The 15069-nt window shown below is 40.2% G+C and carries 17 protein-coding genes and 1 tRNA gene; 9 read left to right on the top strand and 9 right to left on the bottom strand.

Annotated features, from left to right (window positions below):
* Positions 1 to 20: 20 nt before the first annotated feature.
* Genes gpM through PR767_RS10620 form a run of 3 tightly spaced genes read right to left on the bottom strand, consistent with a single transcriptional unit; the run spans position 21 to position 2555 of the window.
* Complete coding sequence (gene gpM / locus PR767_RS10610) at positions 21 to 722, bottom strand: phage terminase small subunit (RefSeq protein ID WP_272520288.1); 702 nt, start codon at positions 720 to 722, stop codon at positions 21 to 23.
* Positions 722 to 1753: a phage major capsid protein, P2 family gene (locus PR767_RS10615; protein WP_272520289.1), complete on the bottom strand. Its 1032-nt coding sequence runs from the start codon at positions 1751 to 1753 to the stop codon at positions 722 to 724. Before PR767_RS10615 ends, gpM begins: the two co-directional genes overlap by 1 nt.
* A 46-nt stretch (positions 1754 to 1799) precedes the next feature.
* Positions 1800 to 2555, bottom strand: a complete 756-nt coding sequence (locus tag PR767_RS10620) for a GPO family capsid scaffolding protein (RefSeq protein ID WP_272520290.1) — start codon at positions 2553 to 2555, stop codon at positions 1800 to 1802.
* Between the two features lie 148 nt (positions 2556 to 2703).
* On the opposite strand from PR767_RS10620, the gene PR767_RS10625 reads away from it, so the two are divergent.
* The 3 genes from PR767_RS10625 to PR767_RS10635 are packed head-to-tail and all read left to right on the top strand — an operon-like array spanning position 2704 to position 5878.
* The gene (locus PR767_RS10625) at positions 2704 to 4482 is read left to right on the top strand and encodes a terminase large subunit domain-containing protein (protein WP_272520291.1); all 1779 of its coding nucleotides are present in this window, start codon (positions 2704 to 2706) and stop codon (positions 4480 to 4482) included.
* Positions 4482 to 5504: a phage portal protein gene (locus PR767_RS10630; protein ID WP_272520292.1), complete on the top strand. Its 1023-nt coding sequence runs from the start codon at positions 4482 to 4484 to the stop codon at positions 5502 to 5504. Before PR767_RS10625 ends, PR767_RS10630 begins: the two co-directional genes overlap by 1 nt.
* A 56-nt stretch (positions 5505 to 5560) precedes the next feature.
* Positions 5561 to 5878, top strand: coding sequence for an ogr/Delta-like zinc finger family protein (locus tag PR767_RS10635; protein ID WP_267751019.1), 318 nt, complete (start codon positions 5561 to 5563; stop codon positions 5876 to 5878).
* Here the strand turns inward: PR767_RS10635 and PR767_RS10640 are convergent.
* A complete protein-coding gene (locus tag PR767_RS10640; protein ID WP_272520293.1) occupies positions 5858 to 6064 on the bottom strand; it encodes a hypothetical protein in 207 nt (68 codons plus the stop codon). The two genes, PR767_RS10635 and PR767_RS10640, sit on opposite strands and share 21 nt — an antisense overlap.
* Positions 6065 to 6191: 127 nt before the next feature.
* On the opposite strand from PR767_RS10640, the gene PR767_RS10645 reads away from it, so the two are divergent.
* Both PR767_RS10645 and PR767_RS10650 read left to right on the top strand, forming a co-directional pair.
* Positions 6192 to 7184: a hypothetical protein gene (locus PR767_RS10645; protein WP_272520294.1), complete on the top strand. Its 993-nt coding sequence runs from the start codon at positions 6192 to 6194 to the stop codon at positions 7182 to 7184.
* 11 nt (positions 7185 to 7195) lie between these two features.
* A complete protein-coding gene (locus tag PR767_RS10650) occupies positions 7196 to 8308 on the top strand; it encodes a hypothetical protein (protein WP_272520295.1) in 1113 nt (370 codons plus the stop codon).
* A 1-nt stretch (position 8309) separates the two neighbouring features.
* Here the strand turns inward: PR767_RS10650 and PR767_RS10655 are convergent, their stop codons facing one another.
* The 5 genes from PR767_RS10655 to PR767_RS10675 form a co-directional block, all read right to left on the bottom strand.
* On the bottom strand, positions 8310 to 10415 hold the full coding sequence (locus PR767_RS10655) for a replication endonuclease (RefSeq protein ID WP_272520296.1): 2106 nt from the start codon (positions 10413 to 10415) through the stop codon (positions 8310 to 8312).
* On the bottom strand, positions 10408 to 10659 hold the full coding sequence (locus PR767_RS10660; protein WP_272520297.1) for a DUF2732 family protein: 252 nt from the start codon (positions 10657 to 10659) through the stop codon (positions 10408 to 10410). Before PR767_RS10660 ends, PR767_RS10655 begins: the two co-directional genes overlap by 8 nt.
* A 71-nt stretch (positions 10660 to 10730) precedes the next feature.
* The gene (locus PR767_RS10665) at positions 10731 to 11081 is read right to left on the bottom strand and encodes a DUF5347 family protein (RefSeq protein WP_272520298.1); all 351 of its coding nucleotides are present in this window, start codon (positions 11079 to 11081) and stop codon (positions 10731 to 10733) included.
* 151 nt (positions 11082 to 11232) lie between these two features.
* A complete protein-coding gene (locus tag PR767_RS10670) occupies positions 11233 to 11742 on the bottom strand; it encodes a phage regulatory CII family protein (RefSeq protein WP_272520300.1) in 510 nt (169 codons plus the stop codon).
* 61 nt (positions 11743 to 11803) lie between these two features.
* Positions 11804 to 11995 carry a hypothetical protein gene (locus PR767_RS10675; RefSeq protein ID WP_272520301.1) on the bottom strand — a complete coding sequence of 64 codons (192 nt, stop codon included), beginning with the start codon at positions 11993 to 11995 and terminating at the stop codon, positions 11804 to 11806.
* Between the two features lie 123 nt (positions 11996 to 12118).
* Here PR767_RS10675 and PR767_RS10680 point away from each other — a divergent pair, with 123 nt between their 5' ends.
* From PR767_RS10680 to PR767_RS10695, 4 genes are all read left to right on the top strand, one after another.
* Positions 12119 to 12703 carry a phage repressor protein CI gene (locus PR767_RS10680; RefSeq protein WP_272520303.1) on the top strand — a complete coding sequence of 195 codons (585 nt, stop codon included), beginning with the start codon at positions 12119 to 12121 and terminating at the stop codon, positions 12701 to 12703.
* Between the two features lie 8 nt (positions 12704 to 12711).
* The gene (locus PR767_RS10685) at positions 12712 to 13725 is read left to right on the top strand and encodes a site-specific integrase (protein WP_272520304.1); all 1014 of its coding nucleotides are present in this window, start codon (positions 12712 to 12714) and stop codon (positions 13723 to 13725) included.
* Positions 13726 to 13729: 4 nt separating this feature from the next.
* Positions 13730 to 14860, top strand: a complete 1131-nt coding sequence (locus PR767_RS10690) for a hypothetical protein (RefSeq protein ID WP_272520305.1) — start codon at positions 13730 to 13732, stop codon at positions 14858 to 14860.
* Between the two features lie 49 nt (positions 14861 to 14909).
* A tRNA-OTHER gene (locus PR767_RS10695) sits at positions 14910 to 15028 on the top strand.
* Positions 15029 to 15069 lie beyond the last annotated feature (41 nt).

A 15069-nucleotide genomic window follows, 5' to 3' on the forward strand; every position in this document is an offset into this window, starting at 1 on the left:
GCCCACTTGGCTTGCGGTAGTCATTCGGCAGTAAGTGCCCGCAGCCGCATAGCAATGCGCGTGCGATGGGTTCTTACGCCACTTTTCGGGTTTAGCTGATGCGCCCTCGCAAGGTAAGCATCGGCTTTTTCTAAATCATCCACATTATCAATGGCACTGGCTTTCGCTTCACTGTTATCCCCTTTGAGGATGTCCAAAGCCGCGAACTTGTACCACTTGGCTTTGATTTTTTCGTGAACCCGCCATTTTTCGGTGACGTTGTGAAACGTGCGTGAAAAATAGGGTTCAATGGCATGACCTGCTTCGGTTTCAAGCTGTGCCCATTGCAAGATGGTGTCAGCCACAAAGGCAGGAAAGCCACTTTTAAAGCCTGTTGGGGTAAGCTGTCCTTGCTCAATGGCGATGTCCGCCCAATCCAATCCTTGTTGGAATTCCCCCACATCAAACAGCCACACGACACAGTAGGCAAAAATCGGGTTTTTATAGATTTTCCCGTCGTCCAGATAACGCTGGGCAGTCGGCAGATAATTAGGCAAAAATTCGTGCCGTTTTATCTCGGTGCGTTCTGCGTTGGTCATCCCTTTGAGCCGTGCGGCATCCTTGTCAACGGCACGCGCTTGTAAGTGCATACTTTCGCCATCGGCAATGGCAACCGCTTGTTGCTGCTCCAGCTTTTGGCGCATTTCCACCTTTAAGCGGTGGCGTTGACCGGGTGATAACATTAGTCTGTCTCTACCGTGTCTTTCGGCTCAACCAATTCGCCGATAGTGACCGCTGACTCATCAATTGCCCCGTAAAGCTCAGGGTATTCCAACGCATAGCCCTCGTTACGCAGGTAATTGTTTTCATACTGTTTACGGTCATCCACAAATTCCGCTTTGCGTTGGCGCGTATTGCGCTGCGTGTACAGGTGCAAGTTAGATAACGTGGTGACCACTAAGCGTTTCCCTGGCATAAATGGCGGGATGTAGGCGGCACGGCCTGCGATAGTGGTACCCAGCAATTGCGCGGCAATTTTCTCCGTTGGGCGGTCGGCGGCTTGATATAAGCGATGTTGCTCCGCAGCCACCAAGTCAGCACCCACTAACACCACAAGGCGTGGGTCGGTGCGGTATTGCACAGGAATACAGGTATTCACCACTTCTTGTGCCATCGCATCAAGCGAACGGAAATCGCCTTTTTCATCCAAGGTGATGGATTCGGAGATCACTTGTTTTCCGCCGTCCCATTCTTTGGCGATTTGGTGCCAACCTTTATTCACATCTTCCCCATTCGGGTACTTTTTCGCATCGGTACTATCGGCCACATGCGTACCGTTAAAACCAATTCGCAACATGTCGAGGGCAAAGCTTTCATTCACGAAATTTTGCATCCGTTGGTAAAACTCATTTTCACCGCCTGAGTTTGCCCAAACGGACAGCACATCCCACGGTAAAAACGCCCCTGAGTCGGTTTCGGCTAATTTATACTCATTGCCATCAATGCCCGTTTCACGCATGAAACGGCCGCCTTTCTTACGCCCCGTGAATAATCCAGGGTTACCCACGGAAATCACTTGTCCAGCCAATTGGTCAACGTCCGCGCAGTAAATCAAGTTGAGAAACTCAACGGATTCCATAATCGCTTTACGTAACGCAATTTCTTTGGGTTCGGTGATGGCAAAATATTTCGACGCATCATCAATGTTGTATGAGCGTTCAAGGCCTGATTTATGGCCTTTTAAATACGTTCTGGCCGTATTGTTTAAAAACATGGAAATCCCTCTCCAAAATTCAGTAATGGGCTCTGATCACAATGGATTAGAGGTGTACAAACTCTTTACGGCCTGCGGGGTTTTTCCCTGGGAGCTGGGTCGCCACTTTGCTGAATGATTTGGTGATTTCGGGTAAGTTGTCGCACAGTTTGGCGAAATCTTCGGTGTCCACGACCTCTTTCACCACTTCCACATCACTTTGCGCTTGTTCCAACATGGTTTCTAATTCAGCGATTTTAGTCAGTGCTGCCGCCAAATCTGCCGCCATGCCCGATAACACCTCATCATCAACGGTGGTTTCGGTTGGCTTTTCTTCTTTGACTTCTTCAATGCCAAAGTGCTGACGCCATGTTTTCTTTGTGGGTTTTGCCATTTTTCGTTTCCTTTGTTTTTGACGACTAAAGTCTAGCCTTGTCGTACCTACACTGGCTGGGGTGTCCGTTACCGCCAAGCCCTCTAAATATGTCACGCCTGAATTGCGAAAATCGGGATTCATCTCGACCGAGGTAAACACCCCACGGTTTTGGCTGTTCATTTCCAATAAACGGGCAAATGGCCGAAGTACGGCATACAAACGCAGCGTATCGCTTTCATCGGTATCAGCGCGTAATTCCACCACCTCACCGAGTGGAACACCGCGGTCTTCGCCTGGCTTATTGTGCCGAGGCCAAATCATGGCGGTGTACAAATCGGTATCATAGGTTTCTGCCATTTCGATAATTTCCTCGGGCAGAATTTCCCGACCATCAACGGTTTCACCTTCCGTGGCAATGCAGAGCCATGTTGTGCGTAATTGCGACATTCAAAATCCTTAGCTGCATTCCGTTCCTTTTGAGCCATCAGTATTGCCAATTCTTATTCACGGTGCGAATGGTTGAGTTCGGCTATCCCGCCATTACCGAAAACAGGTAGATGCCTGCAATTTCTGAACATTGCACAATGGCACCACTATGGCTAAACACTCAGATACAAAAATACAGGTCGCCAAATCACTTTATTTGCGACGCTATACCCCCGCTGAAATCGCGGAGGAACTTAACCTGCCTAACAGGCGGATTGTCTACTATTGGGCGCAAAAATGGTGCTGGGCGGATATGCTCAACCATGAGAGCGTGTTGGAGGCAATTAACCGACGTATTACGCTGTTATCGGAGCGCAATAAAAAAACGGAACTTGAACTGGAGGAGCTCGACAGGCTGATTGCTCATCACGTCAAATTGATGGCACAGGCCAATAAGCACAAGGAAAAGCTGGCTGAAATCAAAGCGCAAGGCGAGTCTGGCGGGGAATACAGTACAAATGACGATGGCGAAACCAAGAAAAAACGTCGTTATAAGAAAAATGATATCTCTGAACTGACCCCTGAAGACTTTCAGAAATTCGCGGATGAAATGCTATTTGGCTACCAAAAACACCTGCGCATTAATATTAAAAAAGCCATTCGCAATATCCTTAAATCACGCCAAATTGGGGCGACGTGGTATTTTGCCTTTGAAGCGTTCGAGGATGCGGTACTCACAGGCGATCCACAAATCTTTTTATCCGCTTCACGGCCGCAAGCCGAGGTATTTCGCTCCTATATCGTCAATATCGCGGACAAATTCTTCGGGGTCACGCTTACGGGTAACCCTATCCGTTTAAGCAATGGTGCAGAGTTGCGCTTCTTATCCACCAATAAAAACACCGCACAGTCATACAGTGGCCATTTGTATTGCGATGAATATTTTTGGGTGCCTGATTTTAAACGACTGAATGAAGTCGCCTCTGCGATGGCAACCCACGACAAATGGCGCACCACCTATTTTTCCACACCGAGCGCCAAAACCCATCCCGCTTACCCGTTTTGGACAGGTGACGAATGGCGCGGTAGTGATGCCAAACGTAAAAATGTGGAATTCCCAAGCTTTGAAGAAATGCAAGACGGTGGCCGTGATTGCCCGGATGGCCAATGGCGCTATGTCATTACGATTGAAGACGCTGTCCGCAACGGGTTTAACCTGGCATCCATTGAAAAACTGCGCAACCGCTATAACAAAGACACCTTTAACATGCTGTATATGTGCGTGTTTGTCGACAGTGGCGCATCGGTTTTCAAGTATAACGACCTTGAAAAATGTGCCATCGATATTGGTGTCTGGGATGATCACGATATTAATGCTGCACGGCCGTTTGGTGATAAAGAAGTTTGGGGCGGTTACGACCCCGCACGTTCGGGGGATACCTCCACTTTTGTAATAGTCGCACCGCCTTTGGTGGCAGGTGAATATTTTCGCATCCTCGCAACATTTTATTGGCAGGGCATGAGCTGGAAACACCAAGCCAAACAAATTCAAGACTTGTACAGCCAATACCGTTTTACCCATATCGGCATTGATACCACGGGGATTGGCCACGGGGTATATGAGATGGTGGCCGATTTTGCCCCGCGCGTCACTACCGCCATCCATTACAGCCAAAACACCAAAACGCAATTAGTTCTCAAAATGATTGATTTGGTGGATGAACAGCGCATTGCCTGGGACGTTGAGCAAAAAGAAATTATGGCCAGCTTCTTAGCCATTCGGCACACCACCACGGGTAAAGGGGGTTCGATGACCTTTATCGCGGATCGCAGTAAGGAAACGGGTCACGCAGACGTGTTTTTTGCCACGTCACACGCCGTGGCCAACGAACCGCTAAACAATGAAAGACAGCGTAAATCTAAATATAAATTTCAAAAGGCTGCATGATGAGTAAGAAAAAGTTACGGAAAACTGCACAGAAACAAACTACGAGCCAAAAATCGATGAACATCATCACATTAGGCAAGCCAGAACCCATTTTAACCACCCATACGGAATACCAAAACATTTGGTATGACAATGATTATGACCATTACAGCTTGCCCATAGACCGCACTGCCTTGGCGCAATTGGTGAATTTAAATGGCCAACACGGGGGCGTTATTCATGCGCGTGCCAATATGGTGCTATCGGATTATCAAGGCGGTGGCCTCACGCATCAGGAGCTGCGTGCCAGTGTGTTGGATTATATTGTGTTTGGTGATACGCCCATCTTAAAGCTGCGTAATTATTACGGGGAAGTGGTTGGGCTGTATGTGCTGCCAGCCCTGTTTATGCGTCGTCGTAAAAATGATGATTTTGTGATTTTGCAAGAAGGTGAGCCGATGGTGTATACCCCTGACGATGTCATTTATATCAAGCAATATGACCCCCAACAGCAAGTTTACGGCATCCCTGATTATATCGGGGGCATTCATGCGGCCATGTTAAACAGTGAGGCGACCATCTTTCGCCGTCGTTACTACCACAACGGAGCGCATACAGGGGGGATGATTTTCTGTAATGACCCAATGCTGACCGATGAAGTGGAGGTGATGATCACCAAAAAATTAGAGCAAAGCAAAGGGATTGGTAACTTTGAAACCATGTTCGTGCATATTCCCAATGGGGATGCGGACGGCATCAAGTTTATTCCTGTGGGGGACATTTCAGCCAATGATGAATTTAGTAATGTGAAAAACATCAGTGCGCAAGATATCTTAACCGCACACCGTTTCCCTGCGGGGTTAGCGGGGATTATTCCTGGCAATGTTGGCGGCTTAGGTGACCCTCGCAATGCCCGTGAAGCCTATCGACAAGATGAAATTATTCCTGTTCAGCGGATGTTTGCTAACGCGATAAATAACGATGCTGAGGTGCCCGATCATTTAAAGATCACTTTTCAAGAAGATAGCCACCAATTGAATTAAGAATAACGCAAAATTAATGATATTTACGGAATTTAACGGTCATAGGGAAATGAAAAATGCGCAAAAGTAAGGTAAAATTACGGGGTCATTATCAAGCGGAGATTTGGAACATGCGAGTATTAAAAATATTCTGCCCTGAGTGTGGGGAAAAGGCGATTATTCGTAAATCAAATAGAAAGCATCGTGAAGTTTCAGATCTCTATTGTGCCTGTAGTGACGTCGAATGCGGCCATACTTATGTGTTAAGTCTGACGTTTGACCATACGATTAGCCCAAGCGCGAAAAGTAATAAAATGATTGGTTCGATGATACAGAATTTAAACCCTGAACAGCGCCAAATGGCGCTAGACTTGTTAAAGTCCAGCCCCGTTTAAAGCTATTTTTCGTTGGTCACTTTTGAGTGACTTTTTTATTTTATGTTTCTCAATTCTGCGTGTGTCCTCTGCGATTTCCATAATCAGCGCTAATACAACTTGGCGCTCTTTATCATTACATAAATCCAAACTCCCAAACCTGGCGATGATTTCTATCCGTTCCAACGCCACTGACGCCTCTAGCATCTACATGATCCTCTTACATAAAATCACTTTACTGGTTATTTATACAGTAAATTTACCTAGTATGAAAGAGGTAGTTTAAAATTTTTTGATCGATTAGAATTCTGTGCAAATTTTGATAGGGGGTGGTATGAATCCATATATTTCGGGTTTTCTGATATTTATAATTATTTCTCTGTTTCTAGGGGCATTTTTAAGCCTATTATATACAGATAAGCTAAAGTTAAATGATGAGAGCCTAGATAAACAACCATTATTTTGGTTTGCAGTGCTATCCCCAATTGTACTATTTTTAATCTTTGGCGTAATTATCTGGAAGGACTATATTCCTGATTTGAGCGAAGCGGGATTAGAAAAGTTTGCAAATATAAGTAAATTTCCTTTGGCTGTTTTGGCACTTTCGCCAATATTTGGTGTGATTGTTTCGAATGTACATAGAACAATTCAAACTGAGAAACAAATTGAAAAAACTGAAGAACAAATTAACATTACAAAATTAAAAAATAATTTTGACTCCTTTAACTCTCATATGAAAATAATATGTGATGAATTAAAAGAGTTTAAAGTTACTTTATTATCATGTGAGTATGTAATAAAAAGCAAAATGAAACTATATAGGGATATCTTTGATAAATCATCTGACTCACATGGAGTGAATAATACAATATCAGATAGTTTTATCTCTGAATTGGATAAATTACATGGTAATTTATATCAACAAGCAGGAGAGTATTTATCTGAGCTTTATTTTAATACTGATAATGGTATTTTAATTTATGAAGAAAACAAAGAAACAATTGACCACCATGTATACGGTATACATGATAACATAATTTATCTTTTTGAACACTTTAGTCTATTTCAGGAAAATTATACATTCCTCGATCTTACATATGATAAATCTGAAGGTTATAATCAGCTGAATATAATGAATAACATATGGAAGGTTCTTAATGAAATAAATATTTTTATAGAGAGATTTCTATACTCTATTGGCTATAATTTTTCGTTAGAAAATGAGTTCACAAAAAACTTTTATGGCAGTTACATGGTAAGAAAAGCATTAGGCCAAAACGCTATAGAATACAAGAAAACTAATATCAATGAAAATATTGAAGAATAATGGAAGCTAAAATGGTTGGATTATCACCTATTGAACAAATGCCAGTAATTATGCTGCTAGTCACAATAGCAGTACTTTTTGCCATATCTTATTTAGTAACTGATGCATCCTTAAAAGGAACTAGAGAGGTTTCTTTTGAGATAAAATCAGATAGCTTAGATAAGCAATACTTATTCTGGTTAGGAATTATAGTGCCTATTGGTATTTTCTTTTATCTAGAGTATTTTGTGTTTCTTTCAAATGAAATAAATTTTGACTCAGGTGGATTCAGTGTTTTTTTTAATGAAAGTAAGCTCCCATTAGGTGTACTGGCACTATCTCCGATCTTTGGGGTTATAGTTTCTAATATTCATAGAACAATACAAACCGAAAAACAAATTCAAGTTACTGAAATAAAAAACATCTCTGATAGTTTTTATTCTCATAAAAAATACATTATTGAAGAGTTTAATACTATAAAAGTAGCTCATGAAATAATAGAAAATGATATTATTATAGAATTGCCTAATAAGCTTTATAAAAAATTATACCACAAATCAACTGTAGCAAATGGCTTCAATGAATCGATTGATCAAGATTATTTACAGAGCTTAAAGAATAAACTAAATGAATTAAACAATGTCATCCAGTCCATGGCTACAAAAACAAAAGAAAATAATTATATCGGAAACAGCATAATTAATGATTTTCTTAAAAATAAATACATTGAACTAGAAAGTGTTGTAAAAGAAATAGCTAGAGCAGTTGGGCTTAATGATGAGGTTAATTTAATTTTAAAAAATAAGCTAAAAAAATTAAAAGAAAAAATAAAAAAAGAAGAAGAAAAATACGAACACGAGAAACATTTGCAGCATGGACTTAATGAATATCTTGACTGTTTTTTTGCTAAAGAAGTTCTTGGTAACTCCTTTCTTGTTACTTTAATAATATTAAATATTTTTAATAGAGTATTTGATATTGTTGATGTTCATCTGGAACATCACAAAACAATTAAGGACGATATGAGATCTAACTTATTACCTATATTTAATGTAATTTCAAATGAATGTGATAAATTATATAAACCAATAAGTGAATATGAAGAAATTAAAATGCGAGATCAGGATTTGAATGCAAAACCTTAAATTAAGCTAATCTGCTCTCGCACTTTTCTAGGTACGATTTCCGTTTCTGCTCCTTAGTCACAATCTTCTGTATATGGCCATTTCCGTGAAACCTCACGCTTTGGCCATTTTCTGTATAAATCGCTCCTTTCCATAACGAAAGCAACATTGGTTTATCCTTATCTGGGTCAAAAATTATCCCAATTGACTTGGCCGCATCTACAATATTGCTGATAGCCATATTTCTATCTTTAACCGTCCCGAGAACCTCCGTACAGTTATTGACAGAACTCCAAGGGGCGCTAATCGCGCCATCAAAACCAGCCTCCGCTGTCGCTTCGGCTAACTTCGGCACAATCTGCCAGTTCTTAATACGTGTGATAATTGGGGAGTCGTTACCCACTAAAGTACAGTAAACCCCCTTGATGCAATCGACGGGCTCACCGTAGGCGTTGGTCTTTTCTTCACGCTCATACCAAAGGCGCGCAATAAGATCAGCACGACGGACAAAGGCACCACCTTGTAATTTGGTGTACTCGCTCCAATTACTTGTATCTGCCGCTTTGTGAACTTCGGCAAACTCAACATCTAAACCTGTTGATGCTTCGACATCATCACCCATACGACGTAATTCACGCCATACAGACACAGGCGCACCGCCTATTTGCTGAAACTGTCTAATTTTATGATGTGATGCCCAAGCCGAAACCGAACGCGCCATTTCTTTGGCTTTCTGTCCTGTTTCTTCGTCAAGTTCATCGTCCATCGCGTAGCCATCAATATTCTTACTGATGTACTTAGCGATATAGCCTGTTGCACTACCTTTCTCTTTATCGATAGGCTCTACATGAAAACGGGCTTTTAGCGCTTTATAAGATTGCAGTTCTTCCGAATCTTCCAACCGAGCGTAATAACAAAAGATATCGCGCAGTTCGTCTACCTGCTCAGGGCGAACAAATAACAACATATGCCAATGAGGTGTGCCATCGTGGTGAGGCTCGACAACGCGAAAGCCAAACACACGAATGCCAGCTCTTGCGTAAGCCGCTCTGATTTTTTGCCAAACACCACAAAGGTACTTTTGTGTTGCACGTGGATCATTACCCATCCAATTAGTGACAAAGCCGCCTGCTTGGTAGGTTGAATGATATTTCGAAGGTGCAGTGATGGTATAGAACTCGCCCACACAACCCATTTCATCAGCTAAATCCTCAAAGCCACGCATTCGCGCCATCAATTCACAACGACGAACGGCAGGATTTGCCACGCTACCTAATACCATTTTTGATAAATCAGAACGATTGCCTTCCTCATCTTCTAACTCAAAATCTTTTAGGTATTGCCAGTTAGCGCGCTTTTGTTCTACCCATCGATGTAATGTGGTTTTAGAGACATACGGGGACGCTGATTTTTGTACTTGGCCAATCGCAATGGCAAGGTGTTCACGTTTTACATCGCACAAACGTTTTAAACGACGGTACCACCACGCAGCATCAAACATGCGTAGCAGTGCTGCACATAGTTGATCGTCGGTTGGTTTCTTGTGGCCATGCTTGAACTGTTGCCAATAAGGGGGTTGTGTGCCTGATTGAAGCGTTAATTTAGCGATAAATGAATAGGTTTTATCTAAGCGCTCACGGGCTTCATATTCATTTTTTGGGTCGCTGTTCGCGTATTGCTCTGTTGCTGATTGGTAGTTTTCACTCATAAAACCAGCAATATCACTGGCTAGTGATTTGATAACCGTTCTATCTAACTGAGCGATATTTTCCAGTTGTTCGATAAAAGGAAATGGCACGTTACCCGATGCATAGTGTTTAAACTCATATTGTTTCATCACACGTTCAAATCGTGGCAATACATTCTTAGCGGTTTTGCGTAAAAATTCATTGGCACGACGACGACCTGATTTTTTAAAGATTTTGGCGTATTTGGTAGCAAAATAGATGGCAAGGAAATCGGGGACGTGCGCAATAATTTCATGACGCCACTCGGCATCATCTCTATTGGCATCCCACATAATGCGTTCAGCCAGAGTCGCTGATTTCGGCAACTCTGGCTTATTGGCTTCTTGATGGCGACGTATTGAAATATATACGTCGCTATTGTGTTCCTGCGCTTCAAACATAATTCAGTTCTTGCGCCTGGTGTTCGATGTGATTGGCTTCACTTTCTAACAGTTGCGCTATTTGCGCATAATCCAGCTTGTCTTTCATGACTTGATTGGAAAGGCGACGTAAGCGAGAAGCGAAAATAATCGAACGTGTATTCTTTTCATCTTCACGGTTCTGCTTTATGACAGCAAGCATCGTGGCATCTTCGCCATTACCTAAATCATATACAGGTGTAAATATCGGTTCTGGTATATTCATTTATCCGTTTTCCTAAATTTAATGTGTAAAAAGCCCTGACAAATCAATGTCATTAATTTTTCGTTGGTTATTTAATTAAGGGGTAAAGCTAAGTTTTTTGGTAAAAATGCGCTAATCGCTTTTATATGATTAATGGCTTTGACGATATTAAAAATCTCTTTCGTGGAGAGGTCTTCAAATTGGCAATCGTGGCGGCTCTTATCAATATTCGCCATATAGAAAATCACACCTAAAAACTTTTTATTTTCTTCGTGATGTTCATTAAAACGGTCGCGCATTTCTTTGATAAAATATTTCAGCTCATCATTTTTTAAACCAAAGTGTTTTGATTTAATTTCTGATGTTTTATTAAGCCCATTAATGCGCTGCTCTAATTGCATATATTGGGCGCGTTGTTCTAGCTCTATTGGGTTCTGATACATAACTTCCACCTATATTCTTGCAAGTAAATAGATAGTGGCAAAAACAATTACAGGGATGATCACTTTTAAATCATTGTTAGATTTTGCTTTAAATGAATCGCCCGTAACTTTGTATTTATATTGCTGCTTGTGTGCTTGAGTCATATTGTCCTCACACCATTGATTGGCCAAAACCTACTACCGTATCAATCGCGGATACTAATGCAGGGTTTGAATGAAAACGTGCTGAGATGGTGACGCCAACTAAGGCTAAACAACGGATCGCATTATTCACGCTCTGCTTAATTTCCGCTGACCTGGTGTTGTTGATATGGCCGCCATCAACCACATGATTGGCTAACTTACCGACCTCTGCTGTCGCCCCTAATAAATAACCTTGCACATTGTTATCACCAATATCTGTCATCGGGACAGATGGCTGGCAATTCAGCTGCTCCAGCACACCATCTAATAATGATGGATCTTTGGTGGCGTTGGTTAACTTAAACAGGTCTGCACAAGTGACTAAGTGCGGCTGTTCAGGGTTGAGCTTGTTGCGTAACATTTGTGGGTTCATGCCGATATCATTCGCAATCTGAACAAGCTCACCTTTATGGGATGTGGCAAATGCCCGACAGGCATTATCAAAGTGCGCTTGTTTGGAAACCTGATAATCAAACATGGTGTTTTCCTGTTAATTATTTCACTATTCGTTTAGCAATATTCACTAAACGCGAACAATACTAGCCATTATTCCAAGCAAACCAGTCAACAAAAACACGCTCATTTGGTTTTGTCTTAGGCTTAATTTTTAGCTTTCCAGTATGAATGTAGTATCTCGCTGTGCGAATTTTGATGTCTGTTCGTTCACAGAACGACTTTAAAGGAACCCAACGATTCTCAGAATGTGAAACTGTTGCGGTATTTTGTTTCATGAGGCAAAATCTCCTATTGGTTATCACTAGCTATCATCTAGTGACATTCTATATAACATTGACTAACACCAACTATGAGTGAACTATAAATTCACTCAAAGCTAAAATCAAGAGGTATTTACCTTGAGTCTAGAAATAAACTTCACTAAAGGCGGCAGTGACGTCCTTGATCGTACTATTGAGGCTTATGGTTTTTCATCTAAATTAGCTTTAGCTGAACATTTAGGTATTGCTAGTAGTAGCTTATCGATGCGTTATAAAAGAGATATATTCCCCGCTGATATCGTTGTTCGTTGTTCACTAGAGACAGGAGCTAACCTTGAGTGGCTGACATTTGGAACAGGAGCCCCATTTGACAATCAAAAAGTTGATATCATCAAATTATCAAACTATCGCTTAATGAATGGCCAGCTTATTCCTGCCAGTAGCGTGATGTTTGATAAGGTCATGTTTAAAAATACCGCCCCACTCCCCGATGAACCAATTTGTGTTCAAGATGGCGACACCTATTCAATCGTCGATAAAAAATTTGCAGATGTTTTTGATGGCAAATGGCTTGTCGATATTGAGGGGAAAATTAGCATTCGTGAGCTAACAAGAATTCCAATTAAAAAAGTCCGTGTTTCAGGCGTTGGAATTCCATTTGATTGTGATTTAGAAGACTTAACCGTGTTAGGTCGTGTAGTGACGATTATTGAAAACCAATAGATATAGAGATGACTGTAAGAAAAACCGATTCTGGCGAATGGCTGTGTGATTTAAGGCCGAATGGCGTCAATGGTAAACGTATTCGCAAAAAGTTCGTGACCAAAGGCGAAGCCTTATCCTATGAAAAATATATCCTGGGACAAATGGAAGATAAACCGTGGCTAGGTGAAAAGCAGGATAATAGGCGATTATCGGATTTAATCACACAATGGCATGATTTATATGGCAGAACATTAACCGATGCTGACAGGATGATGTCTAAACTCAAGGCCATTTGTGCAGGGCTTGGTGATCCTATTGCATCTCAGTTAACCGCTTCTGATTTTAGCCTTTATCGTGAAGGACGCCTAAAGGGCGAAATTCCTGATATTAACGGCCGATTAATGGCAATTAAACCCGTTACCGTTAATCATGAGCAACGCAATTTATCTGCGGTTTTTGGTACGCTAAAAAAATTAGGTCATTGGTCATTGGCCAACCCATTAGCTGGGCTACCGACTTTCAAAGTCGATGAAAGTATGGTGACATTTTTATATCAAGATGAAATTAAGTTATTACTTGAGGCACTTTCAGAATCTAATAGTGAAAGCGTTTTGATGATCTCTAAAATTTGCCTAGCAACAGGAGCTCGTTGGAGTGAAGCCGAAAATTTAGAAAGTAGCCAAGTTACGCCCTATCGTATTACCTACCGAAATACCAAAAGTAAAAAGGTGCGTACTGTTCCGATTTCTAAGGAATTATATGATGAAATTCCTAAGAAGCGCGGAAAGCTATTCACCCCTTGTCGTAAAACATTCGAGCGCACTATCAATAAAGCAGGAATTGAATTACCTGAAGGGCAATGCACCCACGTTTTACGCCATACTTTCGCCAGCCATTTTATGATGAACGGCGGCAATATTTTAGTTTTAAAAGATATTCTCGGACACTCTGATATCAAAATGACGATGATTTACGCACACTTTGCACCAAGTCATTTGGAAGATGCAGTGACTAAAAACCCTTTGAATTTTATGGAATGAGATTATGGACTCACTTAAAGCATTAGCTTTTATTGTTGGCTATTTTGTCATAATTTATTTTATTGTTAATTATGAACATAAAAAGAAAAGTTTTGAAATTGATGCTAAGCCTTTATCCGAACAAACTCTATTTAGGTTAGCTATTATTATTCCCATTGTATCATTTCTCTATTTTGGGGTATTCGCTTGGTGGGGAAAAACTCCTGTAATTTCTGCTCATGGATTTAAAAGATTCATAGAAATCAGCACATTACCATTAGGGTTATTATCTTTAACAATACCGTTTACTGCTGTGATTAATAATATACATAGAACAATACAGACAAATGAACAGATTGAACAAACAAAAAGGAAAAGTGAATCAGATTTATTCTATAGCCATAGAAAAGATTTCGTTTCTTATGTTGGTGAAAAAATAAAACCATCAAGGGATGTTGAGTTCACCTTATTAAAAATAGAATATAATAAAAAAACTTCCTACTCAGATGAAATAGTCAGAAATATAATACCGCAAAAACATAACCTAAAAATAACAATAGGTCAATTACATTTAATATATTATCGTTTATATTATAAAACAACCCCAACCAAAGTGATAACTTTACAATCTAACAATAAAAAAATAAAAATAAACAATCTACTAACTTCATTAGATAAATATTTACTTGAAATATCAAAACTTGAAATAAATAAGAATGATAGTATAGAAATTCAAATGGAAAAAATTTCAAAAAATGCTAATGCTCAAGTAAAAATAAGCAAATGCATCAATTTATTATATTTATCCATTCATTCAAAAATAGAATCAAATAATTTAAAAACACTTAAAATACAATATTTTAATCAAAGCCATAAAGAATGGGTTGAATTGGAGCTATCTACGCTAATATGCTCAGATTCTCAGTTAAAACAAATGGTAAGTGATTTCATAAAAATATATAATATATTTTTAAACTATGATGGTTTATCCTCTATTACACTACATAAATACCCTAATATTTATGACTTTATTAACCTAGATACTAATTACATTACATTTTGCAAAAATAATAAATTTCAAGAAAAATACGATTTTAAAGTAAGTTATACTGATAATAAATATAAACGTAGTTTTTTTAAGAAATTAGAGCAGTAGTGTTTAAAAGTGTCCATTTTTAGTCCATAAATACTTTTAATAAATGATTGTAGCTGTCAATAAATGATAATTAACAAGTTAATTTTTAAGGTGATTTATTGTTTTTTAGTATGATAAAAAAGAATGTAGAAATTTCGGACGCGGGTTCAACTCCCGCCAGCTCCACCAAATTATCTTCTAAGGACATCCAAAGAAGACTAAAAAGCCCG

The organism is Providencia sp. PROV223 (genome assembly GCF_028479245.1).
Classification (GTDB): Bacteria; Pseudomonadota; Gammaproteobacteria; order Enterobacterales; family Enterobacteriaceae; genus Providencia; species Providencia rettgeri.